Annotated in this window: 18 protein-coding genes; 9 read left to right on the forward strand and 9 right to left on the reverse strand. The window is 73.1% G+C overall.

Annotated elements, in window-relative coordinates:
• Positions 1-492: 492 nt before the first annotated feature.
• From ABZV94_RS34810 to ABZV94_RS34825, 4 genes are all read left to right on the forward strand, one after another.
• Positions 493-1368 (forward strand): helix-turn-helix transcriptional regulator, encoded by an 876-nt coding sequence (locus ABZV94_RS34810; RefSeq protein WP_356347716.1) that lies wholly within the window; start codon positions 493-495, stop codon positions 1366-1368.
• Positions 1369-1462: 94 nt separating this feature from the next.
• Positions 1463-2278 carry an SAM-dependent methyltransferase gene (locus ABZV94_RS34815; RefSeq protein WP_356347719.1) on the forward strand — a complete coding sequence of 272 codons (816 nt, stop codon included), beginning with the start codon at positions 1463-1465 and terminating at the stop codon, positions 2276-2278.
• Between the two features lie 96 nt (positions 2279-2374).
• Entirely contained in the window at positions 2375-2851 is a 477-nt protein-coding gene (locus tag ABZV94_RS34820; protein ID WP_356347721.1) for an SRPBCC domain-containing protein, read from the forward strand.
• 128 nt (positions 2852-2979) lie between these two features.
• Positions 2980-3492 carry a hypothetical protein gene (locus tag ABZV94_RS34825; RefSeq protein ID WP_356347723.1) on the forward strand — a complete coding sequence of 171 codons (513 nt, stop codon included), beginning with the start codon at positions 2980-2982 and terminating at the stop codon, positions 3490-3492.
• 99 nt (positions 3493-3591) lie between these two features.
• Here the strand turns inward: ABZV94_RS34825 and ABZV94_RS34830 are convergent, their stop codons facing one another.
• Entirely contained in the window at positions 3592-4350 is a 759-nt protein-coding gene (locus tag ABZV94_RS34830) for an NPP1 family protein (RefSeq protein ID WP_356347725.1), read from the reverse strand.
• A gap of 313 nt (positions 4351-4663) precedes the next feature.
• Positions 4664-5806, reverse strand: coding sequence for a PP2C family protein-serine/threonine phosphatase (locus ABZV94_RS34835; RefSeq protein ID WP_356347727.1), 1143 nt, complete (start codon positions 5804-5806; stop codon positions 4664-4666).
• 212 nt (positions 5807-6018) lie between these two features.
• Between ABZV94_RS34835 and ABZV94_RS34840 the strand changes: the two genes are divergently transcribed.
• Genes ABZV94_RS34840 through ABZV94_RS34850 form a run of 3 tightly spaced genes read left to right on the forward strand, consistent with a single transcriptional unit; the run spans position 6019 to position 7708 of the window.
• On the forward strand, positions 6019-6705 hold the full coding sequence (locus tag ABZV94_RS34840) for a hypothetical protein (protein ID WP_356347730.1): 687 nt from the start codon (positions 6019-6021) through the stop codon (positions 6703-6705).
• Positions 6702-6980, forward strand: coding sequence for a BON domain-containing protein (locus tag ABZV94_RS34845; protein ID WP_356347732.1), 279 nt, complete (start codon positions 6702-6704; stop codon positions 6978-6980). Before ABZV94_RS34840 ends, ABZV94_RS34845 begins: the two co-directional genes overlap by 4 nt.
• On the forward strand, positions 6977-7708 hold the full coding sequence (locus ABZV94_RS34850; protein WP_356347735.1) for a metallophosphoesterase: 732 nt from the start codon (positions 6977-6979) through the stop codon (positions 7706-7708). The genes ABZV94_RS34845 and ABZV94_RS34850 overlap by 4 nt, the downstream gene beginning before the upstream one ends.
• Positions 7709-7773: 65 nt before the next feature.
• On the opposite strand, the gene ABZV94_RS34855 is transcribed toward ABZV94_RS34850, so the two are convergent.
• Positions 7774-9108 carry an MFS transporter gene (locus tag ABZV94_RS34855; protein ID WP_356347737.1) on the reverse strand — a complete coding sequence of 445 codons (1335 nt, stop codon included), beginning with the start codon at positions 9106-9108 and terminating at the stop codon, positions 7774-7776.
• A gap of 286 nt (positions 9109-9394) precedes the next feature.
• Here ABZV94_RS34855 and ABZV94_RS34860 point away from each other — a divergent pair, with 286 nt between their 5' ends.
• Positions 9395-9730, forward strand: a complete 336-nt coding sequence (locus ABZV94_RS34860; protein ID WP_356347739.1) for a DUF6343 family protein — start codon at positions 9395-9397, stop codon at positions 9728-9730.
• Between the two features lie 87 nt (positions 9731-9817).
• Here the strand turns inward: ABZV94_RS34860 and ABZV94_RS34865 are convergent, their stop codons facing one another.
• Complete coding sequence (locus ABZV94_RS34865) at positions 9818-10807, reverse strand: aldo/keto reductase (protein ID WP_356347742.1); 990 nt, start codon at positions 10805-10807, stop codon at positions 9818-9820.
• A gap of 342 nt (positions 10808-11149) precedes the next feature.
• Between ABZV94_RS34865 and ABZV94_RS34870 the strand changes: the two genes are divergently transcribed.
• Positions 11150-11335, forward strand: coding sequence for a hypothetical protein (locus ABZV94_RS34870; RefSeq protein WP_356347745.1), 186 nt, complete (start codon positions 11150-11152; stop codon positions 11333-11335).
• Positions 11336-11352: 17 nt separating this feature from the next.
• Here the strand turns inward: ABZV94_RS34870 and ABZV94_RS34875 are convergent, their stop codons facing one another.
• The 5 genes from ABZV94_RS34875 to ABZV94_RS34895 all read right to left on the reverse strand — a co-directional run bounded on the left by ABZV94_RS34875 (position 11353) and on the right by ABZV94_RS34895 (position 15267).
• Entirely contained in the window at positions 11353-12579 is a 1227-nt protein-coding gene (locus tag ABZV94_RS34875; protein WP_356347747.1) for a cytochrome P450, read from the reverse strand.
• A 106-nt stretch (positions 12580-12685) separates the two neighbouring features.
• Positions 12686-13897: a cytochrome P450 gene (locus ABZV94_RS34880; RefSeq protein ID WP_356347749.1), complete on the reverse strand. Its 1212-nt coding sequence runs from the start codon at positions 13895-13897 to the stop codon at positions 12686-12688.
• On the reverse strand, positions 13894-14487 hold the full coding sequence (locus ABZV94_RS34885) for an ATP/GTP-binding protein (RefSeq protein WP_356347755.1): 594 nt from the start codon (positions 14485-14487) through the stop codon (positions 13894-13896). The genes ABZV94_RS34880 and ABZV94_RS34885 overlap by 4 nt, the downstream gene beginning before the upstream one ends.
• 13 nt (positions 14488-14500) lie before the next feature.
• Positions 14501-14848: a DUF742 domain-containing protein gene (locus ABZV94_RS34890; RefSeq protein ID WP_356347752.1), complete on the reverse strand. Its 348-nt coding sequence runs from the start codon at positions 14846-14848 to the stop codon at positions 14501-14503.
• Between the two features lie 11 nt (positions 14849-14859).
• On the reverse strand, positions 14860-15267 hold the full coding sequence (locus tag ABZV94_RS34895) for a roadblock/LC7 domain-containing protein (protein WP_014676781.1): 408 nt from the start codon (positions 15265-15267) through the stop codon (positions 14860-14862).
• Between the last annotated feature and the right edge of the window lie 180 nt (positions 15268-15447).

Here is a 15447-nt window from a genome sequence, read left to right on the forward strand (position 1 = left end):
GGGGCCGTGGGGCCCAGGGAGTCGACCGGGCTGCTCGCCTCCGGGTGGTTCAGGGGCGCCGGCCGGGGCCGGCAGCCGGTGCGGCGTGGTCACCGGCGCGGACGACCGCCCTTCCCGCGCGGCGGGTTCTCCGCCGTGGTCGGCCGGTCGGGGGAGCCGTCGGTGGGGGGAGGGGCGGAGCCATCGCCGTGGGCCTTTCGTCCGGCTCTCGGGGGAGGGTACGGGCTCGGCCGGCCGCTCGGGCGGCAGACGTCCCACCGCCTGTCGGCAGGCCGTGGTGGCGGCTTGCGTCCCCGAGCCGGCCGCGCCGCCTGCTCCGTGGGTCGGCCGGAGCAGCACGTCCACTCTGGCACCCGCCGACCACGCTCCGCAACCGACAAGTTGAAATTTGCAAGTGGCGAAGTGCATGCTGCATCCGCCGGAACGTGATCGAATGGGCGACGCACACCGAGCGCGTGCGAGGGTGTTCCGGGAACCGACGAGGGGGTGGGTGTGACCGCGGAGACCGACTGGGGCGGCGCCCCGTCCGTGCTGCGCATGATCCTCGGCAGACGGCTGGAGGAACTGCGCACCCGGGCCGGCCTCAGCTACGCCGAGGCCGGCGCCGCCATCGGGGTCAGCCACTCCACGATCCGCCGGATGGAGGCCGCCAAGGTGTCCCGGCTGCGGCTCGCGGACGCCGAGAAGCTCCTCCAGGTCTACGGCGTGACCGACCAGCAGGAGATCGGCACCTTCCTGGAGTCGGTGCGCGAGGCCAACAAGCGCGGCTGGTGGCACGCCTACCGCGATGTCATGGCCGACTGGTTCGCCGCCTACCTCAGTCTGGAACAGGCGGCCGTACAGATCCGCGCGTACGAGAACCAGTTCGTGCACGGCCTGCTGCAGACCGAGGACTACGCCCGCGCCCTGCTCACCGCGACCAGTCCGCACGCCCCGGCGGAGGCCGTCGAACGCCGCGTCGCCCTGCGCATGCGCCGCCAGGAACTGCTGACCAGGGCCACGTCGCCCCGGCTGTGGGTGGTGATGGACGAGACCGTGCTGCACTGGCCGGTCGGCGGCCCCGAGGTGATGCGCGCGCAGATCGACCACCTCGTCGAGGTCAGCCGGCTGCCCCAGGTCACCGTGCAGCTCATGCCGTTCGCCAACGGCCCGCACCCCGCCCTGTCGGCCGGCGCCTTCCACCTCTTCCGGTTCCGGGCCCGCGAACTGCCCGACATCGCCTACCTCAGCGGTCTCGCCGGGGCCGTCTACCTCGACAAGGCCGACGAGGTCGTGGTCTACCGGGAGGCACTGGACCGGCTGAGCGCCCAGGCCGCGTCCGCCCGGAAGACCGAGTCCCTGCTCACCGCGCTGCGCAAGGAGTGGTGACCCGCCCCGACCCACACACCCGCCCCGGCACCCCGCCCTCGTACCTGCTGACGCGAAGCCCCGAGCCCCACCTGACCGAATGGGAGACACGGCGTTGCCCGACAACGGATGGCCGGCCGACCGGATCGACACCGAGAACGCCCACTCCGCCCGTATCTACGACTACATACTCGGCGGCAAGGACTACTACCCCGCCGACAAGGAGGCGGGCGACGCCATGTCCCGGGAGTGGCCCGCGCTCCCGGTGCACATGCGGGCCAACCGCGACTTCATGAACCGTGCCGTGCGCTGGCTCGCCGAGGAGGCGGGCATGCGCCAGTTCCTGGACATCGGCACCGGCATCCCGACCTCGCCCAACCTGCACGAGATCGCCCAGGCCGTGGCGCCCGAGTCCCGGGTCGTCTACGTCGACAACGACCCGATCGTGCTCACCCTCTCCCAGGGCCTGCTGGCCAGCGCCCCCGAGGGCCGGACCGCCTACATCGAGGCCGACTTCCGTGACCCGGCGGCCATCCTGGACGCCCCCGAACTGCGCGAGACCCTGGACCTGAGCCGGCCCGTCGCCCTCACCGTCATCGCGATCGTCCACTTCATGCTGGACGCGGACGACGCGGTCGGTGTCGTACGGCGGCTGCTGGAGCCGCTGCCGTCCGGCAGCCACCTCGCGATGTCCATCGGCACCGCCGACTTCGCGCCGGAGGAGGTGGGCCGGGTCGCCCGCGAGTACGCGGCCCGCAACATGCCGATGCGGCTGCGCACCCTGGCCGAGGCCGACGCGTTCTTCACGGGCCTGGACCTGGTCGAGCCCGGCATCGTCCAGGTGCACAAGTGGCACCCCGACGGCAGCGGCGAACAGGGCATCCGGGACGAGGACATCGCGATGTACGGCGCGGTCGCCCGCAAGCCGTGACAGACCCGGGGCCGAGGTCCGACCCACCTCCCGGACCTCGGCCCCGCCTCCCCTCGTACGCGGGCCGGGACGGTCGCCGGCCGCTACCGTGAGCCCATGTACACCACCCGAGTCACCCGGCACGTGGAGGCGCCGCCGCACGCCGTCTACCGGGCCCTGACCGACCCCGGGGCGGTCGCGGCCTGGCGGGTCCCGGTCGGCATGACCGCCCGCGTGCACACCTTCGACGCCCGCGAGGGCGGCGTCTTCCGGATCTCCCTCACCCACGACGACCCGGCCGGCGCCGGCAAGTCCGGCGGGCGCACGGACACTTACCGGGGCCACTTCGCCCGGCTCGTGCCGGGGGCCCTGGTCGTCGAGGTCCTCGCCTTCGAGACCGGCGACGACTCCCTGCGTTCCACGATGACCATGACGACGACGCTCACCGCGGTCGACGGCGGCACGGACGTGGAGATCCGGCACGAGGGCGTCCCCGACGCCGTTCCGCCCGAGGACAACGAACGGGGCACCCGCATGGCCCTGGACAACCTCGCCCGACTCGTCGAAGGCCGACGGCGGTCCGCACCGGAATGACCGGAAAGAGAGCGGCGGAGGCGGAACCGCGGCGCCGGAAACGCGGTCTTAGGGTCCGTCGACGGCCGGGATCGGACCGGTCGCGAAGAAACCGGGGAAACCGGGGGAAAACCGGGGGAATGGAACACATGTCCATGCGCAGCCGCAAGACCAGCCGTAAGACCCTCCTCACGGCCGCGGCCCTCACGGCCGGCCTCACCCTGGCCGCCGTCACCCCCGCCCTGGCGGGGGCCTCCGCGAGCGGCACGACCCGCGCCGCCGCCGTGTCGTCCGCGCAGGGCGACCCGAGGAACGTCACCCAGCACGTGGCCGACTTCTACGGCGCCTACATCGACGCCGTCTGGACCACCGACGATCCCACCGCCGCGGCCAGTGCCAAGGCGCTGCGCGGCTTCTACCTCTCCGCCGCCGCTCAGAAGAAGGTCGCCGCCTACGAGAAGAGGGAACACGCCGACGGCATCCTGTTCGCGCAGAACGTGCCGGTGAAGTGGAAGGTGGCGTACACCGGCTCCGGCGCCGGCCACGCCACCAGCCGGGTCACGCTCACCTGGGGGGACGGACCGCACGCGCAGGTCAGCCGGATCGACGTCCGGTCCGACCTCAGGACCTTGAAGATCACCGACCTGAAGCCGGCCGGCTGACCGGGGCACCGGGCGCGGGTCCCGCCCCGCCCCATTCGGAGCGGGGCCCGCGCCCGCCGGGCCGGGTCGGCCCGGCGGGCGGCGGGAACAGGGCCGGGCTCAGGCGTTGGGGTCGAAGGGGATGCCGGCCGGCATGGAGTGCGCCAGCGCGTACGGGAAGTCACCGTCCTTGATCTTGATGGTGGCCGCCCCGAAGTCCGCGCTCAGCAACTTCTCGCGGTAGCCCGCCGGATAGCCGTTCCAGCCGACCAGCCGCGGATAGAACCAGCCGCCCGTCACGTTCTCCGGCGGCTCGTCGTTGGTGTTGGCGAACCGGAAGCAGTGGGTGGAGACACCGTCCTTGTGGTAGACGATCTTCGGGTGGGTGCCGTCGAAGCGCACCGAGGAACGGGCCGCCACCTGGTAGCCGGAGTGCTGGGACACCGACACGTACTGGACGGTGTTGTCCTTGATCCACACCACGACGTGCTCCCAGTCGTGGGTGTGCCCGATGGCGGCGGGCCCGAGGGTCGCCTGGTCCTTCTCGAAGTAGCTGGCGTACATCACCGCGCACCAGCCGTTGTTGCACTTCTCGCGCGAGTAGGTGTTGGCGTTGGCGAGCTGGGCGTAGTCGTGGCAGTGGCCGTTGACGTCGCCGCCCAGCTTCAGGCCGGGGTTGATGGTGCCGTCGCTGCCGATGGCGGCGGTGGCGTAGCAGCCGTCGCCGTCGTAGTCGTAGGCGGGGGAGAAGGTCTGTTCGAGGCCGTCGGCGTTCTGGGGAAGCAGTTGCAGGACGTTGGCGTCGGCGGTGCCGGACGAGGTGAGGACGAGGGCGAGCGCGCCGAGGGCGGCGGCGAGCGCGGAGGTCAACTGACGCACGGGGGCTCCCTGTTGTCGAGGCGCCGCAGATTCTCGCAACGTCTCGGCGGGACAGGCCACCCTCCGAACTGAACTTTCTCGCAAGGGCAGTTGAACGCAAGGGCAGTTGAACGCAAGGGCAGTTGAACGCTGCGGCCGAAGCCGCCCGTGCGGGTGCCGTGGTACCTCTGCCGGCCGCAGGGCCTGGGTCAGTCAGGCGTTCGCCTCGGTTCCGCCCGTGGGGCGCGGGCCGGCCGGTGCCCGGTCGTCCGCCGGCCGATGGTCCCCGGCCGCCCTCGCGAGCGGCTGCCGGCCGGGTGCCACCGCCGGGCGCTCACCCGCGGCGAGTGATCTCCCCGCGGCCGTGGTGGCGGCGCTCCACCGGGTGGCGGTGCACCGCGATGAGCGCCGCGTCGTCGCCCAGCCGGCCGCCGGCGTGGGCGAGCAGATCGCGCCGCAGGTGGTGCATCAGCGCCTCCGGGCTGTCCTCGGTCCACCGCGCGACCCGGTCGGCGAGCGGATAGAACCGGCCGCGCTCGTCCCGGGCCTCCATGACCCCGTCCGTGTACAGCAGCAACGTGTCGCCCGGCTCGAAGGAGAACACGTCCAGGGTGTGCTCGGCGCCCGCGTGCACCCCGAGCGGCGGTGACGGGTGCAGACTCGGGACGGTCACGACGTGCCCCGGGCTCAGCAGCAGCGGCGGCGGATGACCGCAACTGGTCATCCGGGTGACCGCATCGTGGTCCGGGATGTCCACGAGCAGGGCGGTGGCGAACCGTTCGCCCTCTTCCTCCGGGCTCTCCAGATCGGTCGCGTAACGGGTGACGCTCTGGTCCAGCCGGGTCGCCAGCTCGGCCAGCGGGATGTGCCGGTGGGCGCTCTCCCGGAACGAGCCGAGCAGCAGCGCGGCCTCGCCGATGGCGGGCAGCCCCTTGCCGCGGACGTCGCCGATGAGGAGGCGGACCGAGCCGTCGGACACCGTCGCCGCGTAGAGATCGCCGCCGATCTGGGCCTCGTCCTCCGCGGCGAGGTAGAGCGAGGCGATCCGCAGCGGCCCGATCTGCTCGGGCAACGGCCACATCAGGACGTGCTGCGCGGCCTCGGCGACCGTGCGGACCTGAGCCAGCTGGGCCTGCCGGCGCTCGCGCAGGGCGCTGTAGGCGACGGTGAGCACGACCAGGACCACCAGCGTGAGGAGCTGCACGATGTGGTTGGTGGTGGCGAGGCCGCCGCGGTGGATGCCGATGAGGACCTGGGCGACCGCGGCGAGTGCCCCGATGCCCGCCGTCGCCCTGGGGCCGGCGAAGGAAGGGGTGAGCGCGGGCGCGATCACCAGGGCCGGCCCGAGATGGATGTCCCAGGGCAGCCGCACGTCCACCACCGTGATCACCACGATGAGGACGACGGGGAGCACCAGCAGCGCGTGGACCGACTGCCACGGCCGCCGGACGCGGAAGCGCTTGGCCCCGGGTGCCATGCCTACAGCGTGCTCTCGGCCCTGTCGACCGGCCACTCGCTGAGGCGGCTGCCGTCCGCCCCCGGTCCTCGTCCCTTCCCCGTCCCGGCGCCCGGCATCGGAGGAGTGAACCCCCGCGGTGACGCCGTGTCGCCGGCGGCGCGCCGGGTACCCGTACGGACCCCGGGGCCGATCCGGCCGCCCCGGGACGCAGGGTGCCGAATGGAGAGGTCATGACGCACAACGGGGAGGACACCGCGCCCCTCCGGCGACCGGAGGTCACCGAACTCCGCATCGCCTCGGACGGATCGGAGCTGGAGGTCTCGTCCACACCTGATCCGGTGCAACTGCCGCACGACCGCAGCCAGGCGATCCTGGAGGCCGCCAAGGAGATCGGCGCGCTCCTCAAACGCGCCGGCCACCCCTTCGCCCTCGCCGGGAGCGTGGCCGTGTACGCCCACGGTGGCAGCCGCTACCTCCAGCACGACGCGGACTTCGCCATCCTGCCCGACGACGCCGAGGCGGTGGCCGCCACGCTGCGCGAGGCCGGCCTGCCCGTGCGGACCCCGCCGGAGGACTGGCTGGTGAAGACGACCTGCCACGGGCAGAACATCGACATCATCTTCGCGCTGGCCCACCAGCCCGTCACCCGGGACATGCTCGACCGGGCCCACGTCCTGCCGGTCGACTCCGTGCTGATGCCGGTCCTGTCGCCGACCGACCTGATCCGCAGCCTGATCAGCGCCTTCTCCGAGCACTACTGCGACTTCGGGTCGGTCCTGCCCGTGGCCCGCGCCGTCCGGGAGAAGGTCGACTGGGACGAGGTCCGCACGAGCTGCGGCGACCAGCCCATGCCGGCCGCCTTCCTCTACCTCCTCGAACGGCTGAACGTCATCGACGCCCAGGAGGGGCAGCCATGACCGACACGAGCCCGCCGCCCCCGCCGGCGGCAGGGAGTCTCGACTACCGCGTCGCCCACCTCGCCGAGCACCTGGCCTCCGGAGACCTCGGGGAACTCGGCGTACGGCTCGAACTGCGCGGCGACGCCGTCCTGCTCACCGGCACCGTGCCGTCCACCCAGTGCCGGGACGACATCCTGCGCATGGCCCGCGAGGAACTGGCGGGGCACCCGGTCCACAGCGACCTGCTCATCGCCGGGACCTCCTCGCCCGACCACGGAGAGGACCTGACATGATCCGCGTCGCGGCCGTGGGCGACATCCACATGGGCCCCGAGAGCCAGGGCACCCTGCGGCCCTCCTTCGAGACGCTGCCCGCGTGCGCCGACATCCTGCTGCTCGCCGGCGACCTCACCCGGCACGGCACACCGGAGGAGGCCGCGATCGTCGCCCGGGAGATCAAGGACCTGGGGGTGCCCGTCGTCGCCGTGCTCGGCAACCACGACCACCACGACGAGCGGCCCGAGGAGGTCACCGCGATCCTCCGGGACGCGGGCGCGCACGTCCTCGAAGGGCAGGCGGCCGTCGTCACCGCCGACGGCGCCCGGATCGGGGTCGCCGGGGCCAAGGGCTTCGGCGGAGGCTTCGTCGGCCGCTGCGCGGGCGAGTTCGGCGAACCGCTGATGAAGGAGTTCGTCCGGTACACCCGGCGCAGCGCCGACAGCCTGCACGGCGCCCTGAAGAACCTGGGCGAGTGGGACTGCGACGTGCGGATCGCGCTGACCCATTTCTCGCCGGTGCCGGACACCCTGGCCGGAGAGCCGCTGGAGATCTACCCGTTCCTCGGCAGCTACCTGCTCGCGGAGGCCATCGACACCGGCGGCGCCGACCTCGCGGTGCACGGCCACGCCCACGCCGGCACCGAGCACGGCATGACCAGCGGGGGCGTCCGCGTACGCAACGTCGCCCAGCCGGTGATCGGCCAGGCGTTCCACGTGTACCACCTGCCGGGCCGGCACGACTGACGGATGGGCGGCTCTCCGCGGGTGACCGCCCCCCTGGTGAGCGGTCGGGCGGAGCCACCCGCGTGTCAGGCCGCCGTGCTCAGGGCCTCGCGGCCCGTGACGTCGCCGTCTCTCGTGGGCAGGGTCAGCGGCACCGGTGTGCGGCGGCGGCGCAGCAGCAGGCCGGCGCCGATCGGCCCGGCGATGAGCAGCCCGCCGGCCACCAGGGCGCCACGGGCGCCGGCCCACTCCATGAGCAGGCCCAGCAGCGGCGGGCCACCGAGGCTCCACACCGTGCCGACGCTGCTCCACACGCCGAGCACACGGCCCCGCAGATGCGGCGGCGGATCGGTCTGGAGCACGGCCGTCCCGGCGGTGTCGGAGACGGACTCCACGATCGCCATCGGCAGCACGAGCACCAGCAGTACGGCGAGCGACGGCGACAGGCCCGCGACCACCTGGAGCAGCGCGCCCCCCGCCGCGAGCAGACCCACCGTGCGCACGGACGGCCTGCGCAGCCGGGCGCCGAGGACCGCACCGAGGATGCCGCCGACGGCGAGCACCGTGGACACCGTGCCGAACGCCCCGGCGCCGCCGGCCAGCGGTCCGGTGACGAGGACGGCGAGCGTCAGGCCGTAGTTGCGGCCGAAGACGGAGCTGAGCCCGGTGATGCCCGCGAGCGCCACCAGACGGGGCCTGCGCGCGAAGAAGGACAGGCCCTCCCGCACGGTCGTGCCCGTGCGCGCCGGAACCGCCCGCGCACCGGCCGCCGGCACCCCCGCGGCCCCGGGAACCGGTCGCAGGAACGGCACCACGGCGGCCACGAACAGGAACGACAGCCCGTTCGCGGCGTACGCGGCGGACGTGCCGAGGAAACCGACGGTGACCCCGGCCAGGGCCGTGCCGGCCAGCCGGCCCGAGCTGTGCACCAGGGCGCCCACCCCGATCGCGGACGGCACGTCCTCCACCGGCACCAGATCATTGCCGAGCAGGGCGCAGGCCGGTCCGTCGACGGTGGCGATGAGGCCGGTCACGCCGGCCAGCACCAGCAGCGCCGTCATGTCGATCCGGTCCAGCGCCACCAGGAGCGCCGTGGTGAAGGCGACCGCGCCGAGCAGGGCCTGGCTGACGGTGACCGTCAGCTTCCGGGGCCAGCGGTCCACGGCCGCGCCGCCGAGCAGGCTCACGAACAGCGCGGGCGCCGCCTGGACGGACATGGACAGACCGGTCGCCGCCGCCGAGCCCGTGATGTGCAGCACGAGCAGGTTCTGCACGGTGAGCTGCATCCACGTGCCGGCGTTGGAGACGAAGTTGGCGGCCGACCACCAGCGCATGCCCCGGTGCCGCAGGGAACGCCACGGTGAACGCGAGGCCGGGGCGGTGAGGGGCGCCGACGGGGGCTGGGCAGGGTCAGAAGACACGACGGGGTACTCGACAACCGGGAAATTCGGGGAGGACCGGCGAGCCCGTCGGATCGGCAGCGCTGCACGGCCGGGGCTGCCTGGTCAGGGCGCCGACCATGGTGGCAGACGGGACGGCACGGTCGGCGCCACGGCGTCCGGCGGCGACCGGTGGCAGCCGCCAAACCGCCTGGGGCGTACGGTGGTTGGGGCGCGCGTGGGGTTCCTCACAGGGCCGGTTTCAGCCCTGTCCGTCCTGGTACGCGAAGGGGGACGGACCGAGCGGCCCCGCCGGAGGAGGCACGCCATGCGCCGGTACCAGCACGGACGGACGACGCCGTCGGCCACCCGCTCACGCCCCGGCGCGATCGGCCGCCGCCACCCCCGCACCGGCACCGAGCCGGCGACCGCGCGCAGCGCCGTACGACTGCGGCTGCTGCTCTCCGCCGTGTTCCTGCCCCTGTTCGCCGCGGCGACCGCCGGGTTCGCGGTGTGGGCCGCGCGCGAGGGCCCGGGCGACAGCCCGGGCAGCGGCCCGCTGACCACCCACGCGGCGGTGTGCGGGCTCCTCGCGCTGACGGCGGCGCTGGACCTCGTGGTGGTGTCCGGACGCAGCCGGCGGGCACGGGGCGGGGCCCGCTGACCGGCCGGCTCCTCCCGGCGTGGCATGGGTCAGCGGTGGCTGAGCACCTGGACCACCCGGCCGCCGGACGGCGCCCCGCGCGCCGGCTCAGCGGTTGACGGCCCTCATCCCGGCCTCGTCGTACCGCTCGCCCGCCGCCTCGGGCAGCTCCGCGTCGATCCGGGCCAGGTCGTCCCCGGTCAGTTCGATGCCCACCGCGGCGGCGTTCTGTTCCAGGTAGGTACGGCGCTTGGTGCCCGGGATCGGCACCAGGTCCTCGCCCTGGGCCAGCACCCACGCGATGGCCAGCTGGGCCGGGGTCACCTCCTTCTCGGCCGCGATCTCCTTCACCTTCTCCGCCAGCCGCAGGTTCGCCTGGAGATTGGCGTCCGCGAAGCGCGGGTTCGTGCGCCGGAAGTCGTTCTCGTCCAGCTCGTCGGGCGAGGTGAAGCGGCCCGCGAGGAACCCCCGCCCGAGCGGCGAGTACGGCACGAAGCCGATGCCCAGCTCCCGGCAGGTGGGCAGCACCTCGGCCTCCACGTCCCGCGACCACAGCGAGTACTCGCTCTGCACGGCGGTGACCGGGTGGACGGCGTGCGCCCGCCGGATGGTCTCCGCGCTCGCCTCGCTCAGCCCGATGTACCGCACCTTGCCCTCGGTGACCAGCTCGCCCAGCGCGCCGACCGTCTCCTCGATGGGCACGTTCGGGTCGACCCGGTGCTGGTAGTACAGGTCGATGTGGTCGGTGCCGAGCCGCTGGAGCGAGCCGTGCACCGAGCTGCGCACATGCTCGGCCGAGCCGTCCTGTCGGCCGACCGTGCTCATGTCGCCGGGGACCGCCTCGTCCATCCGGTAGTTGAACTTCGTGGCGATGACGTACTCGTCGCGGTGGTCCCTGATCGCCTCACCGACGAGTGACTCGTTGGTGAGCGGCCCGTAGACCTGCGCCGTGTCGAGGAAGTCGATGCCGAGTTCGAGGGCGCGCCGGATGGTCGCGATGCCCTCGTCCCGGTCGGTGGAGCCGTAGAAGGCGGACATTCCCATGCATCCCAGCCCGATGGCCGATACCTGGAGGTCCCGCAACCTGCGCTTCTGCATGTGGGGTCACAGCCTTTCGTGCACTCGTCCGGCGTCTCCGGGCGCGACGGCCTTCTTCCATCTAGCGACGGAATCCGGCGCCCGGCATCCCCTGGCGGACCGGGTGCGGGGCCCGCGCAGCGGCGTTCAGCGACGCTACGAGCTGGAGCGCTCTCGAAGTCAAGCCGTGCCGGGGCCCGGAGCGGGCTCACGTCCTCGGCGCCGGCCGGGAGGCGGTGGGCCCGGTGCGGTGCGGGCCGCCGGCCGGCCGCGGCTGACCTGGACGACATGCGCGGTGCGCCGTCCGGGCGCACGCTGGGAACGGCCCAGCCAGGTGCCACAGGCCGACCTGCGGGAGGTGCTGTGTTCCTGATCGCCCTGCTCGTGCCCGTCCTGATGATCGCGTTTCTCTTCGCCACGACGGCACTGGAAGAACTCCTGTTCCCCCGCCCCCGGCCCACCGAGGACGGCGCGGATCCCCAGGTCCCGGAGAGCCGCGCCCCCGAAGCGGTCGTGAAGGGGGAGGCGCCCGTGGAACCAGGCGCCTGACGCGGTGGACCGCGGCGTCACGGAGTCAGCCGTACCGGCAGCTCGAACAGGTCGTTCTGGGTGACCACCGGCTTGTGGCGCAGCGCGGTCGCGGGGACCGCCAGCTCCAGGCCGGGGAAACGGCCGTACAGCGCGGGCAGGGCGACCCCCGCCTCCAGCCGGGACAGGGCCGCGCCGGGGCAGACGTGCGGACCGTGTCCGAAGGAGATGTGCCGGTTCCTCGTGCCGCGGGTGATGTCGAACTCCCCCGCGGTCGGGCCGTGGGCACCCTCGTCCCGGCCGATCGCGCCGTACGACACGATCAGCGCGTCCCCGGCCGGGATCACCTTGTCGCCGACCGGTACGTCCTCGGTCGCGAAGCGGATCAGGACGTGGGAGGTGGGGGTGGAGTAGCGCAGCGTCTCCTCGACGACCGCCGACCAGTCGGCCCGGCCCGACAGCACCAGGTCGCGCTGCTCGGGGTGGGTGGACAGGTTGACGACGGCGTTGACGATCAGCGAGATCGTCGTCTCGTGGCCCGCCGCCACCATCAGCTGGAGGGTGGAGACGATCTCCTCGTCCGTGAGGTGGTCGCCGTCCTCCGAGGCGAGGATCAGCGCGCTGGTCAGGTCGTCGCCCGGCGCGGCCCGCTTGGCCGCCACCGTCCGCGCCATGATCTGCGCCAGTTCCGTGAGGGTCGCGACGACCTCCTCCGGCGGGGTCTGCGTGGAGAAGAACTTCTCGAACAGCACCTTCAGCCGGGGCAGCAGGCTCTCGTCGATGCCCATCAGGTCGGCGATGACGTACATCGGCAGCGGATAGGCGAAGGCCGCCTTCAGATCGACGGTCCCGCCGTCCGCGGGCAGGGCGTCCAGCAGGTCCTGGGTGAGCTTCTCGATCCGCTCCCGCATCCGCTCCACCCGGCGCGGGGTGAGCGCCTGCGCGACCAGGGTGCGCAGCCGGCGGTGGTCGGCACCGTCCACCGTGAGCATGGAGCGGCCGGGGTTGGCCAGGCCGATCAGCGGCCAGTCGGCGGGTATCTCACCGCGCCGCCACGCGCCCCAGACATTGATGTCCTTCACCAGCCGCGGATCGGTCAGCAGCGCCTTGGCCTCGGCGTGGTGGGTGACGGCCCACACCGGGACGCCGCCCGGCAGCTCCACGGCGGCGAGCGGGCCGGCCGCGCGCAGCGCCGCGCTCTCGGCGTCCAGGTCGGTGACGAAGGGGTCGAGGGCGATGCGGGGTGCTTCGGTACCGGTCGTCATGGTGACGTGCCTCCCAGGGCAGGGGTCGGGTACGGCGGGTACGGCGCCGGCCCGGGGACGGCCCCCGGGCGGGCGGCGGAACAGCGGGTCGGCCGGGGGGCGCCGGTCAGCGGGCGGGTACCGGCGTGAACCGGACGGGCAGCCGGGTCAGTCCCCTCAGCCAGGGCGACGGCCGACGGGTGAGGGAGTCCGCGGGCACCGCCAGATCGATGTCCGGGAGCCGGTCCAGGACCACCTCGATGCCGGTCCGCGCGATCACCTCGGCGATCTCCTGCGCGGGGAACGGGCAGCGGTGCTCGCCGTGGCCGAAGGAGAAGTGCGCGTTGTTGCCGCCGGTCAGCGCGGAGGCGTCGGTCCGCACCTGCGGATCGGAGTTGGCCCCTTGCAGACCGAGCAGCAGCAGATCGCCGGCCTTGACGCGCCGGCCGCCGAGGTGGGTGTCGCGGGCGGCCCAGCGGCCCGCCACGTTCTGCGTCGGCGTGTCCTCCCACAGCACCTCGTTCATCGCCTCGGCGACGCTGTTGCGCCCGCCGAACAGGGAGGCGGCGAACCGGTCGTCGGTCAGCATCAGCCGCAGCGAGTTGCCGATCCAGTCGGCGGTCGGCTGGTGTCCGGCCGCCATCATCACCATCAGGTCCTGTGCGATCTCCTCGTCGCCGAACCCGCTCTCGTCGGCGAGCATCCGGGAGACCACGTCGGCCGCCGGCTCCTTTCGCCGGTCGGCCAGCAACTGCCCCATGGAGGCGGCGAGATGGGCCTGCCCGGCCAGCGCCCGCTCCCGCCCGTCGATCATGTCGTTCAGGGCGGTGACCAGCCCCGGACCGTCCTCGTCCGGGAAGCCGTACAGCCGGGCCAGGACCCGTACCGGCAGCAGCATCGCGTACTGCGCGACCAGATCGGCCTCGCCGGCGGCGCACAGCGCGTCGATCAGCTCGTCCGCGAACCGCTCGGCGTGCGCCCGCAGTTCGAACGGGTCCACCGCCTCCAGCGCGTCGCTGATCATCGCCGCGCGCTGCCGGTGCCGTTCGCCGACCGTGTAGAGGATCGACGGCTGCTTGCGCCCGATCATCGGCAGCAGCGGCCAGTCCGCGGGGATGTTCTCCCACTGGTTCCACAGGTCCGAGTCCCGGCTGTACAGCACCGGGTCGCCGGTCACCTGGTGCAGTTCCCGGTAGCCGAGCACCAGCCAGGCCGGGATGCCGCCGTCGAGCAGCACCGGCACGACGGCGCCGTGGTCGCGCCGCATCTCCCGGTACAGACGGGCGGGTTCGGTCTGGAACCGGGGGCCGCTCAGCGGGACGGCGTCGGGCGTGGTCACACGAACTCCTGTCGGTGCGGGACCGCCCGCGCGGACGGGTCGGCGTACCTGTTCCTCACGTGCTGCACCAGCGTGATGAGCACCTGCTTGCCCGACTCCCGGGAGCGGGCGTCGCAGTCGACCAGCGGCACCTGCGGATCCAGGTCGAGGGCCTCCCGGACGTCCGCTCCGGCGCGGACCGGGCCGCCGAAGTCGTTGCAGGCCACGATGAACGGCGTGCCGTGGTGCTCCAGCCGGTCGATGGCGTACCAGGAGTCGTCGATGCGCCGGGTGTCCACCAGGACGACCGCGCCGAGCGTGCCGGAGAACAGCCGGTCCCACAGGAACCAGAACCGCTCCTGGCCGGGCGCGCCGAACAGGTACAGCACATTGCGGGCGTCCAGGCTGATCCGGCCGAAGTCGAAGGCGACCGTGGTGCCGGACTTGCCGCGCACCTGGCGGATGTCGTCCACCGTGGCACCGGCCTGTGTCATCGTCTCCTCGGTGTTGAGGGGACGGATCTCGCTGACCGAGCGCACCAGCGTGGTCTTGCCGACGCCGAAACCGCCCACGACCACGATCTTGAAACCTTGGTCGGCGGAGGCACCCAGCGGGGTGCGCGCGTCAGAGGTTGCGGAGTCCAACGAGCACCTGCTCCAGGATGTCGGGATCGGTAATGGCCGGTCTGCGCGGGTGCCGGGCGCTGATCCGGCCCGCCGCGAGCAGATCGCACAGCAGCACCTTGGTGATGCCCACGGGCAGCCGCAGTGCGGCGGCGATCTCCGCCACCGACGCGGGGAACCGGGTCAGCTCCAGGATCGCCACGTGCTCCGACTGCATGCCGGCCGCCGGCTCCGACTCGGCGACCACGAGGGTGACCAGGTCGAAGGGGTTGTCGGGGCCGGTGCGGCTGCGTCCCTGGGTGATGGTGTACAGCCGGTCGGGGGCGTCGTCCCGGCCCGGCCGGTTCATGCCCGGCCGGCTCATGACGTGCGGGGCGGCGCGGTGAGGTGCTCGCCGAGCTGCTCCACCAGCTCGCTCATGTTGTGCCCGATGACCCCGGCGTCCGCGTCCTCCGTGGCGATCACGGCCAGATGCGCTCCGGCACCCGCCTCCACGATGAACAGCACACCGCCGTAGAACTCCGTCATCGCCGAGCGCACGCCGCCGCTGCCGTCGCCGAACTCCACGGACGCGCCGTGCGACAGCGACTGGATGCCGGCGGCGATGGCGGCCAGCTGGTCGGCCTGGTCGACGCTCAGCTCCGGTGTGCGGCACAGCTTCAGCCCGTCCCGGGACAGCACGAGCGCGTGCCGGGCACCCGGGGTCCTCTCCAGCAGGCCCTCCAGGAGCCAGGTGAGCTTGTCGTCGGCGGTGGTCGGGCCGGTCATGGAGTGGTGTCGCCTTCCGGGTGCGCGTGCGGGTGGGAGGGGGCGGAGGAGCTGTGTTCGCCGGCCCCGTACGAGGAGTCGCCGGCGAGGAGTACGGTGACCGGCATCCGGCCAGCGTAGATCAGCCGACCGGCAGCTCCGCGCGGACCTGCCAGTCGCCCTCGTCCGGGCCGGTCCGGG

Source organism: Streptomyces sp. NPDC004658, from assembly GCF_040609555.1.
Classification (GTDB): domain Bacteria; phylum Actinomycetota; class Actinomycetes; order Streptomycetales; family Streptomycetaceae; genus Streptomyces.

Coding starts and splice junctions, on each gene's coding strand:
- ABZV94_RS34825 (WP_356347723.1), top strand. CDS start 2,980: ATGTCCATGCGCAGCCGCAAGACCAGCCGTAAGACCCTCCTCACGGCC.
- ABZV94_RS34895 (WP_014676781.1), bottom strand. CDS start 15,267: ATGACCGGCCCGACCACCGCCGACGACAAGCTCACCTGGCTCCTGGAG.
- ABZV94_RS34820 (WP_356347721.1), top strand. CDS start 2,375: ATGTACACCACCCGAGTCACCCGGCACGTGGAGGCGCCGCCGCACGCC.
- ABZV94_RS34840 (WP_356347730.1), top strand. CDS start 6,019: ATGACGCACAACGGGGAGGACACCGCGCCCCTCCGGCGACCGGAGGTC.
- ABZV94_RS34865 (WP_356347742.1), bottom strand. CDS start 10,807: ATGCAGAAGCGCAGGTTGCGGGACCTCCAGGTATCGGCCATCGGGCTG.
- ABZV94_RS34860 (WP_356347739.1), top strand. CDS start 9,395: ATGCGCCGGTACCAGCACGGACGGACGACGCCGTCGGCCACCCGCTCA.
- ABZV94_RS34845 (WP_356347732.1), top strand. CDS start 6,702: ATGACCGACACGAGCCCGCCGCCCCCGCCGGCGGCAGGGAGTCTCGAC.
- ABZV94_RS34875 (WP_356347747.1), bottom strand. CDS start 12,579: ATGACGACCGGTACCGAAGCACCCCGCATCGCCCTCGACCCCTTCGTC.
- ABZV94_RS34835 (WP_356347727.1), bottom strand. CDS start 5,806: ATGGCACCCGGGGCCAAGCGCTTCCGCGTCCGGCGGCCGTGGCAGTCG.
- ABZV94_RS34890 (WP_356347752.1), bottom strand. CDS start 14,848: ATGAACCGGCCGGGCCGGGACGACGCCCCCGACCGGCTGTACACCATC.
- ABZV94_RS34850 (WP_356347735.1), top strand. CDS start 6,977: ATGATCCGCGTCGCGGCCGTGGGCGACATCCACATGGGCCCCGAGAGC.